We start from the raw sequence: 20868 nt of genomic DNA, 5'->3' as shown, positions 1-20868 counted from the left end.
TCTCCTGTTCAAGCATAGAAAAACAAACGGTCGTCATCAACTGTTCCTAGAAACAAAGCGCTCCTGAAAGCTTTTCCCCGTCAAGTAATATCCTGCAACAAAAACATATTTTAAGGGAATTTTAAGGATTTATGCCGCTTTTCTTGAAATTTCCATGCTAAACTATGAAATAAGAAAAAAGGATAGCCACATAATAAGGGGGATACTGATATGAAGATTCAAGAACGGATCATTGTGACCACAAGCTTACTGATCGTTTGCGGTTCCATGTTTTTTTCATGGTTTGGCGGTTCACGGGGAGTACAGGAGCTATCCGGTACCATCGTACTGCTTCATCCTGTCACGATCAGCTGTATCCTTGCCATTTTGATTGGGGTTTGGGCAGGCGGACCTAAGTATAGCTTTTTGCTGACCAACTTGGGATTTCTGGGAATTATCATGATGGAAGTGTTCTATTTCTTAGATTGGCATATCGGAACGATCAGCGGACGTTTCAGCATTACCGAAAGCTTCCAAATGGCATATCCTGAATTTTATGTTGGGCTAACGCTTACTACTGCGGCATACTTTTGCAATTTAATGATCCAAAAGCCGCGCAGCGCTTCATTCTTGTTCCGGCTGGACCGTGTATAAGTTCACATTTCTATATAAAGGAGAATTTTTTGATGTCCAAACAATCCTCCCTTTTGGGGCAAAAAAACTATTTTCAAAAACCCTTGGGCTTTTATACCTTGTTTTGGGTCTTTATGATCGGCTGCTTTTTAGGGGTGATTTTAGAAATCGCTTGGTTTTATATTACCCATCATTATTATGAAAACCGTTCCGGTTTGGTTTATGGCCCCTTTAACCTAGTCTACGGATTGGGGGTATTGGGAATGACAGCCTGCCTGTACTGGATCTCCAAAAAAAGCCTGATCCTTTTGTTTGCCGGAAGCTGTATTGTTGGATCTGTTTTTGAATTTTTATGTAGCTGGTTTCAGGAAACAATGTTCGGGACCGTTTCCTGGGATTACCGTGAGATCTCTTGGAACCTTGGCGGACGGATCCACCTGTCGCTGTCCCTGATATGGGGGCTTTTAGGGATTTTCTGGATGAAGGTGCTGTTTCCCCTCTGCCACAGCCTGCTGCAAAAGCTTCCGGAGATACTGGTCCGTCCCCTGACTGTGGGGATGATCGTGTTTATGATCATAAATATCGCTGTTTCAGCGGCGGCAATGTCACGGATGTCGGAGCGCCACCACGGAATCGCACCGGAAAATACTATAGAAGAATGGGTCGATTCCCATTTTCCAGACGAGCGAATGGAAAAAATCTTTACCAATGTTTTATTCGTCGAAGGAGAAGAACGGATCCCTCTGCAATCCATCACAAAATAGTTTTTATAAAAAGCTTCCCTTTATGGGAAGCTTTTTTACTTTACAAGAAACTTTAGAAAAATGACGAAATATTTCACAAAAATACCGGGAAAACAGCATGAAATTTCCCTCAAAATTAAATTCAAAAAGGTATTGCAGGTTAAGTAGGTGTGTGCTATGATAAAATTCGCATAAAGATGCTAGAAAAAAATAGAAAGGACAGTGCCCCATGACCAAGGATATGACCGTTGGGTCCCCATTTAAGCTGCTGTTAAAATTTTCTATTCCACTTATTTTCGGAAATATATTCCAGCAGTTTTATTCCACGGTAGACGCCATCATCGTAGGCCGTTTTCTGGGCAAGGAATCTCTGGCGGCAGTTGGTTCTACCGGCTCGATCTGCTTTTTGATTATCGGCTTTTGCTTGGGGCTGTGCAGTGGGTTCGCAATCCCTGTAGCACAATCGTTCGGTGCAAAGAATTTCGAGGATATGCGCCGCTACATTGGAAACACAGTCTGGCTTTCTATCGGCGCGTCTGTTTTATTTACCCTTGTTACCGTGGTGTTTTGCCGCGGGATCCTGCTGATCATGAGCACACCGGAAGATATTATAGAAGAAGCATATATTTACATCGTCATTATTTTTGCCGGGATCCCCGCGACCTTTTTATATAACATTATGGCAAGCCTTCTGCGTGCATTGGGCGACAGCCGTACTCCGGTAATTTTTCTGGTACTGGCTTCGGTCATCAATATCGCACTGGACCTGTTTTTGATCGTCGTGATCCCTATGGGGGTGGCTGGTGCAGCGATTGCGACCATAACCTCCCAGCTAGTTTCAGGGATTGCCTGTTTTATCTTTGTAGTCAAAAAGTTCCATATCCTGCACATCACCAAACAAGATCTGAAGATCCGGCCGGACATCATCAGGGACCTGTTGGGGATGGGGATTCCCATGGGGCTTCAGTCCTCTATTACAGCGCTTGGGGCGATCGTGCTCCAAGCTTCAGTCAACACATTAGGGTCTATCGCAGTCGCGGCTGTCACCGCCGCAAGTAGGCTGTCCGGCTTTTTCTCCACGGCGTTTGATGCGATCGGTATCGCAATGTCTACTTACGGCGGACAGAATATCGGCGCCCGCAAGGTGGAGCGCTTAAACCCCGGATTAAGAGCCGGCATGATCATCGGGAGCGTATACGCAGTTATTTCTCTGGTGGTGATTATCTTCTTTGGAAAGCCGATGACCACCCTGTTTGTAGAAGCGTCTGAGACCGAGATCATCGCAAAATCATATGAATACCTTGTTATCAGTGCGTTTTTCTTTATCCCGTTGGCAGCGGTGAACATTTTCCGCCTGCTGATCCAAGGGATCGGATACAGCAAAATGGCAATCTGTGCAGGGATCTGCGAAATGGTAGCGCGCGGCTTTATCGGCGTATTTCTGGTACCGGCGTTTGGATTTACAGCGGCATGCTACTCCAGCCCAATCGCTTGGGTCCTGGCAGATATGTTCCTTGTTCCCGCCTACTGTTATATCCGGCGGTACATATCCCAATGGGGTGTTAGATAGATGATGGAAACATAAAAAAATCCCCCGGAAAGAAGATTCTTTCCGGGGGATTTTTTATTTACTTATCCAAGGCAGACAGCGTTTTGAAGTCCTCTTTCAAATCGCAGTACAGTTTTTTGTATAGTTCATAATAGCCCATGTAAGCGTCGTGGTTTTCCTTAATTGGTTCCTGTGTTTTATTTTTCTTGATCAGCTTGTCACAGGCTTCCTCTACAGAAGGATACAGCCCGGCGCCAACGCCTGCCAGAATCGCCACGCCCAACGCAGGGCCTTCGTCAGCCTGAATGGTGCTGACCGGGATCCCGTACATATCAGCCAGCATTTGACGCCACAACGGGCTTCTTCCGCCGCCGCCGCAGGCCATCATATCATTGATGTTAACGCCCATATCACGGAACACGTCAACGCACTCCAACTGGGAATAAACAACGCCCTCCAGGACCGCACGGATCATATTGGAACGGTCGTGCATCGCAGACAGCCCAAAGAACACACCGCGGCAATCCGGGTCCGGATGCGGGGAGCGTTCGCCCATAAGATACGGCAGGTACAAAAGTCCACCGGCACCTGGTTTTACCTGTTCTGCCAATTTATCCATGATGATATACGGGTCGACGCCCTGTTTTTGTGCTTCCTCCACTTCCTGTTTGCAACAGGTGTCACGCAGCCATTTTAAGGACAGCCCAGCCCCTTGGGTACAGCTCATCACAGTCCACTTACCCGGGACAGAGGCGCAAAGGGTATGTACCCGCCCCTTCGGGTCGATCGAAACCTTATCAGAAACCGCGTATACTACCCCGGAAGTACCGATCGTAGTGAACGCTTTCCCTTCCCGGACGATCCCAGTACCGACAGCCGCAGCCGCATTGTCGCCTGCGCCGCCTACCACTACCGTACCCTCAGCTAGGCCGGTCAATTCAGCAGCCTTCGCATGGACTGTCCCGGTAACGTCTGGAGATTCATAGATTTTCGCAAGGAGAGATTTATCAATATGGAACGCTTCTAAAATCTCATCCGACCAGCAGCGGTTCGGAATATCCATCAGCTGCATTCCGGCGGCATCAGAAACTTCGGTCGCAAATTCGCCGGTCAGCATGTAGCGGACATAATCCTTCGGCAAAAGGATATGAGCGCATTTTTCATAAATTTCCGGTTCATTGTTCTGAACCCATAAAATTTTTGCGGCGGTAAATCCAGTCAGCGCCGGATTTGCGGTGATCTCGATCAGACGCTTTTCCCCAACCACACGGTTCATCTGCTCCACTTCTTTGGCAGTCCTCTGGTCGCACCAGATAATAGATCTTCTTAATACGTTTCCATCCTTGTCCAGCATGACCAGACCGTGCATCTGGCCGGAAATCCCAAGCCCTGCAATTTCTTTCGGGTCAACACCGCTTTCTGTCACAACATATTTGATCCCGTCCTTCGAGGCATTCCACCAGTCCAGCGGATCCTGTTCCGCCCAGCCGTTCTGCGGCTGGTAAAGCGGATATTCGATCGTTTTGGAGCAAACCGCGGTCCCATTTTCGTCAAACAGCACTGTCTTGGTTCCAGAGGTGCCAAGGTCGATTCCCAGTAAATACTTCATGGTCTTTCCTTCTTTCTGATGATTTTATAGTTTTTACCAATACTTTTCGTGATACTTTTATGAAACACTCTTTATAAGTATGATACAACGGACCAGCGGCCCTTGTCAATACCTGAAAACCGGTTTATCAAAGTCCACAAAAGAAAACTGCACGATTTCAAACAAAGCCTATCGGTCAAATCTGTTTAATAAACCGTTCTACAAATTGCAGCCCGGCGCCTACCGCCGTTGCTTCCAAACGGTAAGAACAGGCGCGTAAGTAACCCCCGTCGCGTTCAAAGGTGTTTTTCTGCGCCGCCGCTTCCACTACCTCTGCCAAAAAATCTTCGGCGTACGACCCCACATATCCACCCAAGATCACACTGCAGTCAAAGATCATCCGCAGGTTATTCACGGTAAGCACCAGCGCCTTTACATACTGGTCCCACACTTCCCGGCAGTGCTCGTCCCCGGCTTTCAGTTTATCAAAAAACAAGGCCACGCTTCCGTCTGCACATTCAGCCAGCCTTTGCGCCGAAAGATATGCGTCCGCGCACCCGCGCTGCCCACAATAACAAAGCTCTCCTTCCGGTACGATGGTCATGTGCCCAAACTCGGCACTGCGGCGGTCGTCACCGCCATACACCTTCCCGTCGATCAGGATCGCTCCCCCAACGGTAAAGTTTAAAGAAAGATAAGCTACGTTCCCGATCTGGGAATGGTTCCATGTTTCGGCAAAGCCCGCCGCGTTCGCATCGTTATACAAAAAGCAGGGGTAGGGCAAGGCCTGCTCAAAATCCGATAAGCGGCAGCTTGTTTCCCCTAAAGCCGGAGAGTAACTCATAGTCTGGTGATCCTGCGACACGATTGCCGGCACCGCAATCCCCACTCCCAATATCTGGGATGAGGATACCCCCGCACAGCCGATCACCTGCTCCACCAACTGCCCTAGCCGGTGAAAATAGGCCTCGGTTTTAGAAAAAGCACAGCGGATCCGCTTGTGGCTGAGTACGGTCCCCTTTAAATCTACCACAACTGCCGAAATATGGTTTTTAGTCAGATCCACCCCGATCGCGGCCCGTGCCCGAAACCGGCAGGAATAGGCGGCCGCTTTCCTTCCCCCGGTCGATTCCAGCATCCCCGCTTCTTCTACCAGTTCCTGCTCCATTAAATCCTTGAGATTTTGGGTTACAGTGGGCAGGCTCATATGCAAAGCATGGGCGATCTCCTGCTTGGACACCTGTTCCTTTCGGGAAATGTATTGATAAATCCGGTTGCGGTTTGCCCGGCGCACTTCCAAATTATTTACCGTTACCTGCGGCACGGTTTTTCCCTCCTCTCCAACAATCATGCTTCACAGTCCACCACGCAGCCCTGGTTTCCCAGCAATTCAGAGCCCTGCATCGGGCAGGGATTCCCGTGATCCTGATAGCAGCCCGCCAACTCTAAAAATACCTCTAATTCTTCTGTGAGATGTTTATTTTTATGAATGGCAGTACAAAACCTTCGTTTCCAGACACAGTCCTCTATCTTAACAACACACAGCTCGCCGCTTCTCAGCTCGTCCGCCACCAGCCGTGCCGAAAGCACCGAAAGCCCATGGTTGTGCAGCAGCGCCTGTTTGATGCTCCCCAAATTACTGCATTCCCAGCAAACGTGGACTGGCACTCCCTCCGCCTTCATTTTGCTTTCAAACAGCTCGCGGGTGCCGCTTCCCTCCTCTCGCAGGATAAACTGCTCCTCCGCTAGTTCTCTGAGCGAAACATGCCGTCTGTCTGCAAATGGGTGGAAACGGCTGCACACCAGCACCATGCAGTCGTCAATGACAGGCTTGGTGAGTATCTCTGTGCTTTTTATTTCTCCCTCCACTACCGCCACATCGAGCTGGTTCTGCAAAAGCTGGTTTTCGATCACACGGGTATTATCCACCCTGATGAATGTACGGATATTAGGAAACTCCTGCTTTAGCTGATCGGCCAGTTCACTGATGATGCAGTTTCCCACCGTAACGCTGGCGCCGATCCGTAGCTGCTTTTCTTCAGCCGCCTGCGCCATGATTTGATCCAGCCGGTCAAAAGAAGCAACGATATGCTGGGCATACCCTTTTAAGCGTTCTCCCGCTTCGGTCAGGTACAATGTTTTGGGATAACGTTCAAATAGTTTTACCCCATAATGTTTTTCCATCTCGGAAATGGTCTGGCTGACGGTTGGCTGGGATAGAAAAAGCTTTCCGGCTGCCACGCTCATATTTTTTTCTTCTGCAACCACTAAAAATACCTTCAAGTGTTTGATCGTCATGAAACTCCCCCATTTCCACTATTGGTTTTTCCAATACCTTTCATTCAATAATACTATTTTCTTCTTATTCTTGCAAGTGTTATAATAGTGTACGGAAAACAACGTTAATTTTTTGGAGGGTAAACTGATATGGCATGTACGTTAAAACCAGAGGAGATCAAATCAGTCAAAGCAATGGGCTTTTTGAATAACAAGGGGACGAACCGTTTTAACGGCAGGATCATTACCGTAAACGGAAAGATCACCGCCGAGCAAACTGCCTGTATTGCAAAAGCGGCGGAAAAATTCGGAAGCGGCGATGTCGCTTTTACTTCCCGCCTTACCGTGGAAGTTCCGGGAATCTCTTATGAAGACATTCCGGCTTTTCAGGAATTTATCGCGCAAGCCGGCCTAGTCACCGGCGGGACAGGCGCAAAGGTGCGCCCGGTCGTTTCCTGCAAAGGTACCACCTGCCAATACGGGCTCCAGGATACCTTTGCCTTGTCCGAAGAGATTCATCACCGGTTTTATGAAGGCTATCACCATGTATCCCTTCCGCACAAATTTAAGATCGCGGTGGGCGGCTGTCCGAATAACTGTGTAAAACCGGACCTGAACGACCTTGGGATCATTGGCCAGAGGATTCCGAATTTCCAGCAGGAATCCTGCAAGGGTTGTAAAAAATGTAAAATGGAAGAGGTATGTCCCGTTCATGCCGCAAAAGTGGTTGACGGTGTGCTGAAAATCGACAAATCCATCTGCAATAACTGCGGCCGGTGTATCGGGAACTGTTATTTCCACTGCAACGATGAGGGCATCTCCGGCTATAAAATTTATTTAGGCGGAAGATGGGGCAAGCAGGTGGCTCAGGGCCGGGCAATGAGCCAGATCTTCACCTCTAAGGAAGAAGTGCTGGACATTGTAGAAAAAGCAATTCTCCTGTTCCGGGAGCAAGGAAAACCGGGCGAACGTTTTTCAAACACGATTGAACGTTTGGGCTTTGAGCAGGTAGAAGCACAGCTTTTGGGCAATGAACTTCTTTGCCGTAAGCAGGAGATCTTATCCTCCAACTAACGTTTTGGAAGGCCGACACAGAACCCGAAAGGATACCGCTTTCGGGTTCTGTTATTTTTTGCCCGCGCCACTTAACGGGAGGGGAAAAATGTGGTATACTAAATTTTAAGAATAATTTCAACGGAATGAGGCTCGAAGATGAATATTTTAATGGCAGGGATCGACTTTCATAAAGCAGATGTGGCACAGCGGGAACCGTTTTCCCTTACTGCGGCTGCCCTTGCCCGCACCCTGCGTCAGATCCGCTGGCAGCCCGGCGTTGACGAGTGCCTGCTGATCTCTACCTGTAACCGCACCGAGCTGTGGGTCTGCGGAAATCAGACGGACGGTACGGCGCTTTCCCCGGTCAAACTATTGTGCGAAGCAAGAGGGCTTGACGAAACAGGATACCTTCCCTACTTTACCGTCCGTCAGGGAATGGATGCGGTCCGCTATCTCTGCGAGCTGGCCAGTGGGATACATTCCCAGATTTTTGGCGACGACCAGATCATCTCCCAAGTCAAAAACGCCCTTCATATCGCCCGGGAAGAGCACTGTGCCGGTACTGTGTTGGAGGTATTGTTCCGCACGGCGGTCACGGCTGCCAAAAAGGTAAAATCCTCTGTTTTATGTTCCGCAGTAGACCGTTCCGTTGCGGCGGCTGTCCTGCGTCTTTTACAGGAACAGCATATTTCTGTAGCCGGAAAGCCCTGCCTGGTGATCGGAAATGGCGAGATCGGGCGGCTCACAGCCGCTAACCTAGAACAGGCAGGCGGAAAAGTGACCATGACGCTGCGGCAGTACAAACACAGGGACACCGTGATCCCCGCCGGATGCAGTGTGATCCCTTATGAAGATCGGTATAAAAGATTAGGTGATTTTCAGATCGTGGTCAGCGCCACCACAAGCCCGCACCATACCCTGGTCGCAGAGCAGGTAAGGTCTGTTTTAAAGCAGGAAACCGTGTTTTTAGATCTTGCTCTCCCACGGGATATTGAACCGGAAGTCCGAACCCTTCCCCTTGCCGCCCTGTTTGATATGGACTGCTTTTCCAGCCTGACCCAGCAAGCGGAAGAACGCCAGCTTGCGGCTGTGCGCGCTGTGCTAACAGAATTTGAGGAAGAATTTGAAACGTGGTATTCCTTCCGGCAATATATCCCGGCTGTTCAGCAGATTTCCAAGCTGTCCGGAAAAGAAACTGCCGCGCGGCTGAAAAAAGAGCTTCGTTCCTATCCTTTGTCTGATTCCGAACAGGAGGTACTGCTCCGGAAAATACAGAATACCTCCGCGAAGGTAGTTTCCAATATTTTGTTTGGTTTGCGGGAGGAGTTGGGAGAAAACGCTTTAGAAGAATCATTCCGGGCACTTTCAGACAGCGCCAAACGCCTTCAAAAATAAACCTTTAGGAAGAAAGAGGTCACACCTATGCCAAAACGCACCATTCGGGTAGGCAGCCGGGACAGCCGGCTTGCTGTGGAGCAGACCATGCTCCTGCTCCGGGAAATCGAAAAAGCCCACCCCGAGCTTTCTATAGAACTGATTACCATGAAAACCACCGGCGATGTTATTTTAGACCGGCGCTTAGACCAGATCGGCGGAAAAGGGCTGTTTGTCAAAGAACTGGACGCCGCCTTGGCTGACGGCAGGATCGACCTGTCTATACATAGCCTAAAAGACCTGCCCATGGAAGAAACCCCTGATTACCCGCTTGTCGCGTATTCCCGCCGCGGCGATTCCCGCGATGTGCTGGTATTCCCGGAAAACGGCTCCGGCTCCGTGGAAAAGGTAGGTACGTCCAGCCTGAGGCGAATCCTACAGCTTCAAAAGCTTTTCCCTGACGCCAAGCATGAAATGGTACGCGGAAATGTTCTCACCAGGCTCAAAAAGCTGGATCACGGAGAGTATACCTCCCTGATCTTAGCCGCCAGCGGCTTAAATCGCCTAGGGCTGGGACAGCGGATCAGCCGGTATTTTTCCCCGGCTGAAATGATCCCCGCCGCCGGGCAGGGCGTGCTGGCAGTACAGGGACGGCGCGGAGAAGACTACAGCTTTTTAGATTGCGTCCACTCCCCTGTTTCGAAACTGACCTCTTTGGCTGAGCGGAGTTTTGTGCGCGCCTTGGACGGTGGCTGTTCCTCCCCGGTAGCGGCTTATGCCGAAGTGCACGGCGAAGAACTTGCCCTGACTGGTCTTTATTACCACGAAGAAGGCGGCGCGGTCACGACAGGCGCCCTGACAGGCGTTGTTTCGCAGGCAGAACAGCTGGGCGAGAAGCTGGCAAACAAACTACGGCAGGAGGCTTTATGATGAGGCAAGGAAAGGTATGGCTGGTGGGCGCTGGTCCGGGCGACCCGGGGCTTTTTACGATCAAAGGAAAATATTTGATCGAGCATGCGGATGTTGTCGTTTACGACCGTCTGGTAGGAGCCGGGATATTAAGTATGATCCCCCCTGCTGTTCAAACGATCAACGTTGGCAAAAACGCCGGATGCCATCCGGTCGGTCAAGAAGAGATCAATCAGATTTTACTGCGGGAAGCCCAGCAGGGCAAGCGGGTAGTACGGCTAAAGGGCGGCGACCCGTTTATTTTCGGCCGCGGAGGGGAAGAATTGGAATTGCTGGCAAAGCATGGGGTTCCCTTTGAAGTTGTCCCGGGAATCAGCGCTGCCGCCGCAGTACCCGCCTATGCCGGGATTCCTGTTACCCACCGGGAATACTGCTCTTCCCTGCATATCATCACAGCGCACCGAAAACGGGGCGATGATTCCCTGCCCGATTTTGAAACCCTTGTCAAGCTGCACGGAACACTCGTCTTTTTCATGGGGGTGTCCTCCCTGCCTGAGATATGCGCGGGGTTGATCCGTGCCGGCATGGCGGAGCAAACCCCTGCGGCAGTCATAGAAAACGGCACCACGGCTCGGCAACGGAACATCGTGTCCGACTTAAAGCGTCTTCCAGAACGGGCAGTACAGGCGGGCGTACAAAGCCCGGCGCTGATCCTTGTAGGCGAGGTATGCGGCTTATCCTCCCAATTTTCCTGGGCGGAATTCCGCCCGCTTCACGGATGCAGGGTGCTGGTCACCCGTCCGCGTGAGCGCGTTTCCTCCCTTGCCGAAAAGCTCTCGGCATTGGGGGCGGAGGTAGTACTGCTGCCCTCTATATCCACCAAGCTTTTGCTGGAGGGCAACGAAGCCTTGTCCAATGCGATCAAAAGCCTGCCCGGATACCGTTGGGTGGTGTTCACCTCGGCAGCTGGGGCAGAGGGATTTTTCAAAGGGCTTCGCCGGTTTGGGATCGACAGCCGGAACCTCCCCTTTTTGCAGTTTGCGGCGATCGGCCCGGCTACGGCGAAAGCGGTACTGCAGTTCGGCGGGATACTCTGCGATTACCTGCCGGAGGAATATACCGGCAAGGCCTTGGGCGAAGGGCTTGCCAAGGTTTGCAGGCCGGATGAAAAGCTGCTGATCCCCCGTTCTAAGATCGGGACAGATGAACTGCTGGAACCGTTACGTCAAGCTGGGCTTTCTTTTACCGACGTTCCTATCTATGATACCTTGTCCGAGCCATTGCCCAACATTCCTGTAACCCCGCAGGATATTTTCGCGTTTACCAGCGCCTCTACCGTACGCGGGGTCACAGAGAGGCTTTCCAAAGAACAATATCAGGGCATGACCGCCCTGTGCATCGGCGAACAGACTGCCCGCGAAGCGCAGGAGCACGGCATGAAGACGATTCAGGCGGAAAAAGCCACGATCGACAGCATGATAGAGGCCCTGCTCAAGACTTATCAAAAAGAAGAAAGGAACTGATCTCATGGACCAATTACAACGCCCCCGACGTCTGCGGTATGATCCCCGGTTAAGGAATATGGTACGGGAAACCAGAATGAACAAATCTTCCCTGATCTACCCGTTGTTTGTACAGGAAGGAAACAATATTACCCAGGAAATTTCTGCTATGCCGGGGCAGTTCCGTTATAGCGTGGATACCCTTCCCTACGAGCTGGAACGGGTCGCTAAGGCAGGCGTTTCCTCAGTCATGCTCTTCGGGATCCCAGAGAAAAAGGACGAGCTTGCTTCCGGCGCATGGGCAGAGGACGGCATCGTACAAAAAGCATTGAAAATGGCAAAGCAGGAGTTTCCAAACCTTTACTATATCACCGACGTCTGCCTGTGTGAATACACCTCGCACGGACACTGCGGAATGCTTTGCGGACACGAGGTGGACAACGACGCTACCCTTCCCGTTTTGGCAAAAACAGCGCTTTCCCACGTACAGGCAGGCTCCGATATGGTCGCTCCCTCCGATATGATGGACGGCAGGGTTTCGGCGATCCGCACCCTACTGGACAAAAACGGTTTCTCCTCTATCCCGATTTTATCTTATGCAGTGAAATATTCCTCCTCCTTTTACGGCCCGTTCCGGACAGCGGCAGACTCCGCACCCAGTTTTGGGGACCGGAAAAGCTATCAAATGGATTACCATAACAAAAAGGAAGCCATCAAAGAAGCCCGGCTGGATCTGGAGGAAGGAGCCGACCTGTTAATGGTAAAGCCGGCGCTTTCCTATTTGGATGTGATCCAAACCGTAGAACAGAAATTTGATGTTCCAGTCGCCGCCTACAGCGTCAGCGGAGAATACGCCATGATCAAGGCCGCCGCCCAAAAGGGGTGGATCGATGAGGCTTCCATTGTATGTGAGACCGCTGCTTCCATTTACCGGGCAGGAGCCGATATCCTGCTCACTTACTATGCCAAGGAGCTGGCGCAGTATATGGCCGAAGGCAGGCTGGGATAAGGAGAAGATGACCATGCAGAATCATTCAGAAACATTATTTGACCGTGCCGTGCAAAAGATCCCAGGCGGGGTAAACAGCCCGGTCCGGGCATTTCAGGCTGTCGGCGGCAGGCCGCGCTTTATGTCAAAGGCGACGCAGCAGCATATCTGGGATGTGGACGGCCGGCAGTATACAGACTATGTCGGCTCATGGGGGCCGATGATCTTAGGGCATAACCATCCAGTGATCCGGCAGGCAGCCGTCTATGCCGCCCAGTCCGGGCTTAGTTTTGGCGCGGCTACCCCGGCAGAAGTGGAAATGGCAGAGCTGATCTGCGGTTTAGTTCCCTCTGTCGAAATGGTGCGCATGGTAAACTCCGGCACCGAGGCTGTAATGTCAGCGCTTCGGGTCGCCAGAGGGTTCACCGGACGGGACAAGATCATCAAATTTGAGGGGTGTTATCACGGGCATTGCGACGCCATGCTGGTAAAGGCCGGGTCGGGCGTGATGACCGCCGGCGTACCAGACAGCGCCGGCGTGCCGGAAGGCTGTGCAAAAGACACGCTGACCGCCCGCTACAACGACCTTGAAAGTGTGAAAAAGTTATTTGCAGAATTTCCCCGCCAGATCGCCGCCGTTATTATCGAACCGGTTGCGGCAAACATGGGGGTCGTCACCCCGAAAGACAACTTTTTGCAGGATCTGCGGGAACTCTGCACCAAAGAAAACGCCTTATTGATCTTCGATGAGGTGATCACCGGCTTCCGGTTAGGGCTTTCCGGCGCGCAGGGGCTGTTTGGCGTTGCCCCGGACCTGACTACCTTTGGAAAAATCGTCGGGGCGGGAATGCCGGTCGGCGCGTATGGAGGCCGGAAAGAGATCATGGAAATGGTTTCCCCGGTGGGAGCCGTCTACCAGGCTGGGACTTTAAGCGGGAACCCTGTCGCTATGGCCGCCGGCCTTGCGCAGTTAAACCTGCTTGTGGAGCATCCAGAGGTATACGATCATCTGTTTGCCCTTGGAGAGCATCTCAGGAACGGCCTGAAGCAAATGATACAGTGTCACGACCTGCCCTGCACGGTGACCGGGGTCGGTTCCCTCGCCTGCCTGTTCTTTACCAAGGAAGCTGTAACCGACTACCAAACTGCAAAATCCTCGGATACTGCGGCGTTTGGAGCCTATTTCCGCCATATGCTGGAGCACGGGATCTATTTAGCACCCTCCCAGTTTGAAGCGGTCTTTTTATCCAACGCACACACCATGAAAGATATTGATTTCCTGCTGCACACAGCAGAAGAATTTTGGGATTAAACGAAAAAAGGAACTGCAACTTGCAGTTCCTTTTTTCTGTTTGTATTCTTAATTTTTACCGTACCGTAGGGATTTATAGGCGGTCGTTCCTAACTCCAGCGCTGTGCCGAAGACGATCAGCCCTAGAAATAGGTTGGAAAACGCTTCCTCCGTGATGTAGGGCAAAAGATCCGGTATATCGCATTTTTTCCGCAGCCAAGAAAAAAATTCCGGATTCCAAAACGGGATCATTTTCAGAACCACGAAGCTTAACATGACTTGGCACAAATTCGTGACTGCATTTACTGCCAGCACTGCTCCGCAGTATCTGCCTGTGACCAGCTTCACCACCTCATCCACAAGGCCGATCATCATGCTGGCCAAGATCAACGGAAGGATCACGTTCCAATGCTCCATGTCAAAGACAGGGATCATCGTCAGTTCTTTAGAATCCGAAAACAGGTACAGGCTGAACACCTGCGGCGCAAAGGTCAAAAGCATGCAAAACAGTACAATGAAAACTAAGCCTACTACTGTGTCTGATCTGCTGATGACTGCTTTCTTTTGGAGCAGCGGCGGGAGCTGGCTGGGGTTCCAAGGACTGGACTGGGAAGGCTCAAACTTTACATGGAGCCGTTCTAATATCACAAACAACAATGTCACTGCGCCAAAAGCCGCCAGTAAGCCGGAGGGCAGATATAACAGCTCCATAGCTGCCTCCTTTGCCTGTTTGGGGTCAAGGAAAAAATTGACGACCGCTGAAAAGATTACAGATAGCCCAACACAAAGTAAAACGATCCGCAAAACCCAAAGATAGTTGTCAAAATATTCCGGGCTAACCAGATACCGCCGGTCATCCCGGTATTTTTTTGCCAGTTCTTTGGGCGGGCCAAGCTTTAGTAGTACGCTTTCCACTGTCGCTTCTTCCCCGTCGGCAGAAAGCATTTCCTGAATCATTTCCTGCAATTCCAAGGCGATCTCAGCCCGCTGCCCCTTAGGGAGCCGGCGCACGACCTCCTGAATATACCGTTCCATGTAATGCTGACCGTCCATCTATTTATCCTCCCATAACAATTCTTCCATGGTTTTTGTCATTTGTCCCCATTGCTGTTTTAACGAAGCATAAACTGTATCGCCAAATTCAGTTCGCTGATAATATTTTCGCGGTTTCGTTTCACTGGTGTCCCACCTGCTGCACAAAAGCCCCTGCTTTTCAAGCCGCCTTAATAAAGGATATAGCGTACTAGGATCGATCGCAACCCCTTTTTGATTCAGTTTCTGCACCAAAGAATAGCCATATTCCAAATCCTTCAGTTGGCTGAGGACGCTTAAAATCAGCGTTCCTCTTCGCAGCTCCAGTACCAAGGCTGAAAGCAGCTCCCGTTCTTGCGCCATGTCATCACCTCAATCACATTATACTGTATGATATACACTATTGTCAATATAAAAATAATATTAAAATAACTCCACAGAAAAATTCCCATGGAGTTATTTTGGCTTGTTCTCAGGCGCGCAGTTTAAAGGTTTTCGGCGCATATTGATAGGCTAGAACACAGGCGATGATACAGTAAAGGATACTGAACGCCGTCACGCTGACCCCAAATACCAAGGTATCCAGCCTTACATTGATAAAGAGCCAGCACACCATATAGGTCCCCCAAGTTACGATCTGGTAGGTACTGCTTTTGATCTCCGTGTTGACGTTATAGGGCTGGAGCAGGTAATAACAAATCAGGTGGTGGACAGAAAAGAAAACGCTCATGGAAAGGATAGAAATAAATAAAACCGCGTAATTCAACACGTTTTCTGTCCCGCCGGAAAAAAATAAAATCAAAGGCAGGCCTGCCGCAATCACAAAAGCCGGCAAAAGATTGATTTTCACGATCTCGCGCAGGCGGATTGCAAACAGCCTTAAAATCGTTTCGGGCTTGCGATAAAAGGAATAGGACAGCATACTGTGGTCGCAGTTCATAAACATTGCCTGGGTAATAGCCGTACCGCGGTTGATCAAGTACATAATAAAGACAAAGTACGGCAGATAGCGCAGCATCAGCCCATTGATGACTTCCGCAGCCTTGGGTTCTATCTGAACAAGAGCCAACAAGCCTGCAACCACAAAGGCAGAGATTGCAGCTACCCGTTTCGCCGCACGCCATAACAGCTTTTGATGGCGTTTCACGAACAACTCATTAAAATACTCATACCCCTTTTTCTTGCTGGTGATCGAGGCATCTTGGATGATCATCTTTCTCGTCTGCTCTTCAGTGATCTTTTTTACATCTACATTGGTGCCGTTCTTTTTGTCAGCCAGAAGGATTTGATACATCTCCCGGTACTGTTGAAACCGGAAAATATAGCGCAGGCAAAATCCTCCTGCCAATATCACCAGAATTGCCAGAAGCAAAAACGCCAGGTTCGGCAGTACAAACCCAAAGTAAGGCGGCACATAAGCGGCTGCCAGCATGATCCCCGTAAGGCTCCAGATCACCTTGGCAGGCAGGTTTTCGTTCATTACCTTCTCATATTTTTCATATCGGTATAAGATATAAGCCGCTGAAATCAGTTTGACACCCGCCACAAAAAAGGGCATCAGCAAGCAGGTGATCAGCGGAACACCGGACAACAGCCCAAACAACAGTGTAAATGGCAAAAATCCTGCCACAACCTTCAGTATTGCATACAGGTAATTGGACAGTGTGTATTTTTTCGCATCCATCCGCATCAGGCAGATCGCATAGTATTTGTCATTGGTAGGGTCAAACATGTAGGTGTTCATCACCGCGCCAATGACCGTCAGGCAGGCAAAAATATGGGTAAATATATCCGGATCGTCCGCATCGTAAAGGGACAGCATGAAAAAAATCATGCATGCAATATAAAGGAATTTCCCCAAAAAAGCGGTCATCAGTTCCCACACGGCGCTGAGCATCATGGCAAAAATCTTGATCCCCAGATTTTTATATAAGGTATCTGGTAAGAAACGCTTTAAAATCGGGATTTGTTTGATGGAATAAATAATACTGTTGACCCGGTATGTATTTTTCAGCGAAAAGGAGATCCGAAACGAATTAAGCATGGCTTTCCTCCCGCAGAGTGTCAATAATTTTGTTTTTAAATTCCTCATTGTTCAAGTTTTCCTGATCCACCAGTTCCAGCTTGCCATGGTTGAGAATAACGATCTCATCACACAAATCTAAGGCCAATTCCATAATATGGGTGGAAAAAATAATGATTTGATCCTCTTTCAGGGTCTTTAAAAGCTGTTTCATTTCTTCTGCCACCACAACATCCAACGATGTTAACGGCTCGTCCAGCAACAGAATATGCGGTTTTGCGATAATATTCACCAACATCTGCATTTTATTTTTCATCCCGTGCGAATAATCTTTTAACAGCTTATCCCGGTCCTCTTCCGCCAGATTGATGATCTCGAAATACTCATCGATGCTTTTAAGATCTTGGATATTTTTCTGGTTGATATCAATAAAAAATTTTAAAAATTCTCTTCCCGTTAAAAATTCCGGAACGGTAGGGGTTGACAAAACGTACCCAATGTCATCCGCTGTCGTTTCTCGGCGCTGTCCGGCTTCGTCAATGTAAAAATCCCCGCCGTCTGTTTTAATATCGCGGTTCAGGCAGTTAAACAGGGTGGTTTTCCCCGCTCCGTTTCTGCCCAGAAGCCCGTAAATCTTCCCTTTCTGGAAACGGAATGTAATATCCCGAAGCACTTCCTTTTTTTCAAAATATTTGGATAACCCTTCAATTACTAATTCCATATTGTCCTCCTGTATCTTTTCTGACCATAGTATACTAAATCCCGCCCTGAAAAACTAGGGGGATTTCTTAATTTTTTCTTATTCTTTACAAAAAGGGATGGAAACCGTTTGGTTGCCATCCCTTTTTGTAAGTTGTCTTAAATATAAAAATCAAAATTCTTTTAATTCTATTGTAAATGTTGTGCCTGTAGTTCTAAATCTTTTAGCGAAATCCCCTTAGAATTCTTCCAAGCAGTACGTCCGTTGATACTATACCCCATAATAATACCAGCCGCAAGTGATGGGCTTGTAAAAATCCAATTCTGTGTAAATTCCAATTGTCCGTTTATAATTCCCCGGTCTATCAACTGTTGGCGTTTGTTTAAAATAGAGGGTGATAACGACGAAGCAACCTCCTTTGAAATTGTTGAGCCCTTTAACACTACAAACCCTTCTGCAGTAAGCTTTCCTTTTGCTTTAGTGCCTGTACGACCTTGTATACAAAATACTGGCTCACTTTTCTTTTTTAAAGTATCATCAATAGGAGTTTCCAATACCTTATGTCCTAAAACGCTTAAAATCAAACGCATATTATCAATAAACTCATCCATTTCAGCACGATCCATTTCAGATATAGAAGATTCTGTAGGAATATTAGAATTTAAAATTTCGTATCTATTGCTATTTTTTGCCAGTATGTATAAATGGTTCTCTAAGTACTTTATATGCGCCTTATTTAAATTATTATCTTTACTAATAAATATGACACATTCATTCCAAAATTCTTTTTCTACAACGTGCTTTTTAATACGATTTAAAACATTTTCTGCTTCGCCGATATAAACCTGTTGACTGTCTGTATCGTCATTTACCCCAAATAAAAAATATACGCCTGTATTATTTAAGTCTTTTCTATCATCACATTTGTTGATATAGGTGCGTGGAATTTTATAGGCTTTACCTGTCCAATTAGAAAGTTCACTTACCCATCGTCCAGTAGTAATCCCATCTATTAAAAATTGTCGAATAGTTTTCCCTCTTACCATTTAATCATCATTTCTCCTTTATCATTAGCACAACTACCTCTGTATGCTTTGTCCGCGGAAATAAATCAAACGGTCGGTATTTTTCCACCCGGTATCCGCGTTCCTCCAAATACTTGCAATCCCTTGCCGCAGTGGATGCGTTACAGGATACCATCACTACCCTCGACGGCTGAAAACGGACGATCGTATCCAGCACCTCCGGAGCACAGCCCTTGCGCGGCGGGTCAACGATCAGCGCATCCGGCTGCATACCCTCTGTTTCCAGTGTTTTTACCGCCTCTGAGCAGTCCGCACAGAGAAACCGGGTGTTCTCGAAGCCGTTTAAAGAAGCGTTCCTTTCGGCATTTTTCACTGCCTCTGGAATGATTTCAGCCCCGATCAACAGCTTTACCCGTTCAGCCGCAGACAGCCCAATCGTACCGATCCCACAGTATAAGTCCAATAAAGTTTCGTCCGGCCGCAACTGGGCATAGTCGATCGCCTGCTCATACAGCCTTTGTGCCTGATCATGGTTGACCTGATAAAATGCTTTGGGAGAAATTTCTACCGTCACGCCGCACATCGTGTCCGTAATGACCCCATCCCCATAGATGATCCTCTCTCCTTCTCCCAAAATCACATTAGTGCGGTGAGGATTGTGGTTTACCACAATCGTATGGATTTTGGGATGACGGGATGTTAAAAACTGAACGAAAGCCTCTTCTTTGGGCAGGTTCGGCGCTGTGGATACAATACATACCATAACTTGTCCGGTGGTTTTTGCATACCGCAGATACACATGCCGGAAAACCCCGGTATGTGCTTTTTCATCATATACTTTCAGCTTGTTTTTATTGATAAAACGCACTACATCTCTGGCTATTTCATTCATGAGCGGAGGCAGCAGCTTGCAGTTGTCACTTTTTACGATCCTGTGGCTCCGGCTGGCAAAAAAACCAGTCACTGCTTTTTTATCGCTGTTCAACCCTATTGGGAACTGCGCCTTGTTCCGGTAGGCACTGGCTTCCTTTCCGCCAACGATCTCTTCCGGTTGGAGTGTGATCCCGCCAAGACGGGCAAACGCATCCTGCACCTGCTGCTGTTTTAACCGGCATTCCGCTTCATAAGAGATATGGCGGTAACAACAGCCGCCGCACTGTTCAAAAACCGGACAATCGTTTTCGATTCGGTCCGGAGAGGGAGTCAAAATTTCTTCCACGATCCCGTATCCATAGTGCGCCAATACTTTGACTGCCTTAAATTTCACCCTGTCCCCAATCGCCGTATTGGGAATAAACACAGCAAATCCGTCGATCCGGGCTACCCCGTTTCCTTCTGAGGTCATTCCTATAATCACGGCCTCGTAACTGTTATTTTTTTGAATAGCTGCCATGCCGACGTTCCTTTCTTCTCTGTCCTTTGTTTTTTAAGTATACTATGTTTGCCGTATTTATGCAAGAAAGCTGTGCCGTATCATTTGAAATTCCCCCTTAACAAAAATCTATTTTTATCTTATAATAGAAAAAAGCACCAAAAAGGAGGGAGCCTATGGAATTTCATCGGATCGATCTGGAGCAATATCCGCGCAAGGAGCACTACTGGCATTACCGTCAGGCTGTTCCTTGTACTTATAGTATGACAGTTACGCTGGACATGACTCACATGCTCCAGAAAATCAAGGAAAAGGGGTTTCCTTTTTATCCTGTTATCATCTATGGGATCTCGCGCGTTGTCAACGCTCATCAGGAATTTCGTATGGCGCTGGACGAATTGGGACGCTTAGGGTATTACGATGTGGTACACCCAAATTACACGATTTTTCATCCAAAAACAGAAACCTTTTCTTCCCTTTGGACGCCATATCAGGAAAACCTGTCTGCTTTTCTCCGGCAATATCAGGAGAATCTGGTTCGGTACGGCGATCAGCCCACTGCCTTTTCCCCGATGCCGGATATTCCGAACCAATTCTTTATTTCCTGTATCCCGTGGGTCTCTTTCACAGAATTTCACCTGAATATACAGCATGGATATAATCATTTTGCACCGATTTTTACGATCGGAAAATATCAGCGTTCCGGGGAAAAGATCCTGCTGCCGCTTGCCGTTCAGGTCCATCACGCTGCTTGCGACGGCTTTCATACTGCCCGGCTGACAAACGAGCTTCAAGCGTGGGCCGACTATTTTTCACTGCCGGAATAG

At 48.8% G+C, this 20868-nt stretch carries 19 protein-coding genes; 10 read left to right on the top strand and 9 right to left on the bottom strand.

What is annotated here, in order from left to right:
- The first annotated feature begins 210 nt into the window (after positions 1-210).
- The 3 genes from CIB36_RS05320 (at position 211) to CIB36_RS05310 (ending at position 2925) form a co-directional block, all read left to right on the top strand.
- Complete coding sequence (locus CIB36_RS05320; protein WP_093988499.1) at positions 211-633, top strand: hypothetical protein; 423 nt, start codon at positions 211-213, stop codon at positions 631-633.
- Between the two features lie 32 nt (positions 634-665).
- The gene (locus CIB36_RS05315) at positions 666-1376 is read left to right on the top strand and encodes a putative ABC transporter permease (protein WP_093988498.1); all 711 of its coding nucleotides are present in this window, start codon (positions 666-668) and stop codon (positions 1374-1376) included.
- A gap of 208 nt (positions 1377-1584) precedes the next feature.
- Positions 1585-2925, top strand: coding sequence for an MATE family efflux transporter (locus CIB36_RS05310; RefSeq protein WP_093988497.1), 1341 nt, complete (start codon positions 1585-1587; stop codon positions 2923-2925).
- 58 nt (positions 2926-2983) lie between these two features.
- Here CIB36_RS05310 and xylB read toward each other — a convergent pair whose 3' ends face one another.
- From xylB to CIB36_RS05295, 3 genes are all read right to left on the bottom strand, one after another.
- On the bottom strand, positions 2984-4513 hold the full coding sequence (xylB, locus tag CIB36_RS05305; RefSeq protein WP_093988496.1) for a xylulokinase: 1530 nt from the start codon (positions 4511-4513) through the stop codon (positions 2984-2986).
- 175 nt (positions 4514-4688) lie between these two features.
- The gene (locus CIB36_RS05300; RefSeq protein ID WP_093988495.1) at positions 4689-5843 is read right to left on the bottom strand and encodes an ROK family transcriptional regulator; all 1155 of its coding nucleotides are present in this window, start codon (positions 5841-5843) and stop codon (positions 4689-4691) included.
- Positions 5840-6790 (bottom strand): LysR family transcriptional regulator, encoded by a 951-nt coding sequence (locus tag CIB36_RS05295; RefSeq protein ID WP_093988494.1) that lies wholly within the window; start codon positions 6788-6790, stop codon positions 5840-5842. The genes CIB36_RS05300 and CIB36_RS05295 overlap by 4 nt, the downstream gene beginning before the upstream one ends.
- Before the next feature lie 129 nt (positions 6791-6919).
- Between CIB36_RS05295 and CIB36_RS05290 the strand changes: the two genes are divergently transcribed.
- From CIB36_RS05290 to hemL, 6 genes are all read left to right on the top strand, one after another.
- Positions 6920-7843: a (4Fe-4S)-binding protein gene (locus tag CIB36_RS05290; protein ID WP_093988493.1), complete on the top strand. Its 924-nt coding sequence runs from the start codon at positions 6920-6922 to the stop codon at positions 7841-7843.
- Between the two features lie 138 nt (positions 7844-7981).
- The gene (gene hemA / locus CIB36_RS05285; RefSeq protein ID WP_093988492.1) at positions 7982-9220 is read left to right on the top strand and encodes a glutamyl-tRNA reductase; all 1239 of its coding nucleotides are present in this window, start codon (positions 7982-7984) and stop codon (positions 9218-9220) included.
- Between the two features lie 27 nt (positions 9221-9247).
- Positions 9248-10129: a hydroxymethylbilane synthase gene (hemC, locus tag CIB36_RS05280; RefSeq protein ID WP_093988491.1), complete on the top strand. Its 882-nt coding sequence runs from the start codon at positions 9248-9250 to the stop codon at positions 10127-10129.
- The gene (gene cobA, locus CIB36_RS05275) at positions 10129-11631 is read left to right on the top strand and encodes a uroporphyrinogen-III C-methyltransferase (RefSeq protein ID WP_093988490.1); all 1503 of its coding nucleotides are present in this window, start codon (positions 10129-10131) and stop codon (positions 11629-11631) included. Before hemC ends, cobA begins: the two co-directional genes overlap by 1 nt.
- 4 nt (positions 11632-11635) lie before the next feature.
- The gene (gene hemB / locus CIB36_RS05270) at positions 11636-12619 is read left to right on the top strand and encodes a porphobilinogen synthase (RefSeq protein ID WP_093988489.1); all 984 of its coding nucleotides are present in this window, start codon (positions 11636-11638) and stop codon (positions 12617-12619) included.
- 13 nt (positions 12620-12632) lie between these two features.
- Positions 12633-13910, top strand: a complete 1278-nt coding sequence (gene hemL / locus CIB36_RS05265; RefSeq protein ID WP_093988488.1) for a glutamate-1-semialdehyde 2,1-aminomutase — start codon at positions 12633-12635, stop codon at positions 13908-13910.
- 48 nt (positions 13911-13958) lie between these two features.
- On the opposite strand, the gene CIB36_RS05260 is transcribed toward hemL, so the two are convergent.
- The 6 genes from CIB36_RS05260 to rlmD form a co-directional block, all read right to left on the bottom strand.
- Positions 13959-14942, bottom strand: a complete 984-nt coding sequence (locus tag CIB36_RS05260; RefSeq protein WP_093988487.1) for an HAAS signaling domain-containing protein — start codon at positions 14940-14942, stop codon at positions 13959-13961.
- Entirely contained in the window at positions 14943-15284 is a 342-nt protein-coding gene (locus CIB36_RS05255) for a PadR family transcriptional regulator (protein WP_093988486.1), read from the bottom strand.
- Positions 15285-15393: 109 nt separating this feature from the next.
- The gene (locus tag CIB36_RS05250) at positions 15394-16965 is read right to left on the bottom strand and encodes a hypothetical protein (RefSeq protein WP_093988485.1); all 1572 of its coding nucleotides are present in this window, start codon (positions 16963-16965) and stop codon (positions 15394-15396) included.
- Positions 16958-17665, bottom strand: a complete 708-nt coding sequence (locus CIB36_RS05245) for an ABC transporter ATP-binding protein (protein ID WP_093988484.1) — start codon at positions 17663-17665, stop codon at positions 16958-16960. The genes CIB36_RS05250 and CIB36_RS05245 overlap by 8 nt, the downstream gene beginning before the upstream one ends.
- Before the next feature lie 167 nt (positions 17666-17832).
- The gene (locus CIB36_RS05240; protein WP_093988483.1) at positions 17833-18690 is read right to left on the bottom strand and encodes a GIY-YIG nuclease family protein; all 858 of its coding nucleotides are present in this window, start codon (positions 18688-18690) and stop codon (positions 17833-17835) included.
- A gap of 7 nt (positions 18691-18697) precedes the next feature.
- A complete protein-coding gene (gene rlmD, locus CIB36_RS05235; protein WP_093988482.1) occupies positions 18698-20062 on the bottom strand; it encodes a 23S rRNA (uracil(1939)-C(5))-methyltransferase RlmD in 1365 nt (454 codons plus the stop codon).
- A gap of 155 nt (positions 20063-20217) precedes the next feature.
- Between rlmD and catA the strand changes: the two genes are divergently transcribed.
- Positions 20218-20868 (top strand): type A chloramphenicol O-acetyltransferase, encoded by a 651-nt coding sequence (gene catA, locus CIB36_RS05230; protein ID WP_093988481.1) that lies wholly within the window; start codon positions 20218-20220, stop codon positions 20866-20868.

This window comes from Massiliimalia timonensis (genome assembly GCF_900186585.1).
GTDB classification, from domain to species: Bacteria; Bacillota; Clostridia; order Oscillospirales; family Ruminococcaceae; genus Massiliimalia; species Massiliimalia timonensis.
This window is presented reverse-complemented; position numbering and strand designations above follow the sequence as displayed.

What these genes read in the sequence shown, in the direction of transcription:
- CIB36_RS05320 (WP_093988499.1), top strand. Translation starts at nt 211, where the DNA reads ATGAAGATTCAAGAACGGATCATTGTGACCACAAGCTTACTGATCGTT.
- CIB36_RS05315 (WP_093988498.1), top strand. Translation starts at nt 666, where the DNA reads ATGTCCAAACAATCCTCCCTTTTGGGGCAAAAAAACTATTTTCAAAAA.
- CIB36_RS05310 (WP_093988497.1), top strand. Translation starts at nt 1,585, where the DNA reads ATGACCAAGGATATGACCGTTGGGTCCCCATTTAAGCTGCTGTTAAAA.
- xylB (WP_093988496.1), bottom strand. Translation starts at nt 4,513, where the DNA reads ATGAAGTATTTACTGGGAATCGACCTTGGCACCTCTGGAACCAAGACA.
- CIB36_RS05300 (WP_093988495.1), bottom strand. Translation starts at nt 5,843, where the DNA reads ATGATTGTTGGAGAGGAGGGAAAAACCGTGCCGCAGGTAACGGTAAAT.
- CIB36_RS05295 (WP_093988494.1), bottom strand. Translation starts at nt 6,790, where the DNA reads ATGACGATCAAACACTTGAAGGTATTTTTAGTGGTTGCAGAAGAAAAA.
- CIB36_RS05290 (WP_093988493.1), top strand. Translation starts at nt 6,920, where the DNA reads ATGGCATGTACGTTAAAACCAGAGGAGATCAAATCAGTCAAAGCAATG.
- hemA (WP_093988492.1), top strand. Translation starts at nt 7,982, where the DNA reads ATGAATATTTTAATGGCAGGGATCGACTTTCATAAAGCAGATGTGGCA.
- hemC (WP_093988491.1), top strand. Translation starts at nt 9,248, where the DNA reads ATGCCAAAACGCACCATTCGGGTAGGCAGCCGGGACAGCCGGCTTGCT.
- cobA (WP_093988490.1), top strand. Translation starts at nt 10,129, where the DNA reads ATGAGGCAAGGAAAGGTATGGCTGGTGGGCGCTGGTCCGGGCGACCCG.
- hemB (WP_093988489.1), top strand. Translation starts at nt 11,636, where the DNA reads ATGGACCAATTACAACGCCCCCGACGTCTGCGGTATGATCCCCGGTTA.
- hemL (WP_093988488.1), top strand. Translation starts at nt 12,633, where the DNA reads ATGCAGAATCATTCAGAAACATTATTTGACCGTGCCGTGCAAAAGATC.
- CIB36_RS05260 (WP_093988487.1), bottom strand. Translation starts at nt 14,942, where the DNA reads ATGGACGGTCAGCATTACATGGAACGGTATATTCAGGAGGTCGTGCGC.
- CIB36_RS05255 (WP_093988486.1), bottom strand. Translation starts at nt 15,284, where the DNA reads ATGGCGCAAGAACGGGAGCTGCTTTCAGCCTTGGTACTGGAGCTGCGA.
- CIB36_RS05250 (WP_093988485.1), bottom strand. Translation starts at nt 16,965, where the DNA reads ATGCTTAATTCGTTTCGGATCTCCTTTTCGCTGAAAAATACATACCGG.
- CIB36_RS05245 (WP_093988484.1), bottom strand. Translation starts at nt 17,665, where the DNA reads ATGGAATTAGTAATTGAAGGGTTATCCAAATATTTTGAAAAAAAGGAA.
- CIB36_RS05240 (WP_093988483.1), bottom strand. Translation starts at nt 18,690, where the DNA reads ATGGTAAGAGGGAAAACTATTCGACAATTTTTAATAGATGGGATTACT.
- rlmD (WP_093988482.1), bottom strand. Translation starts at nt 20,062, where the DNA reads ATGGCAGCTATTCAAAAAAATAACAGTTACGAGGCCGTGATTATAGGA.
- catA (WP_093988481.1), top strand. Translation starts at nt 20,218, where the DNA reads ATGGAATTTCATCGGATCGATCTGGAGCAATATCCGCGCAAGGAGCAC.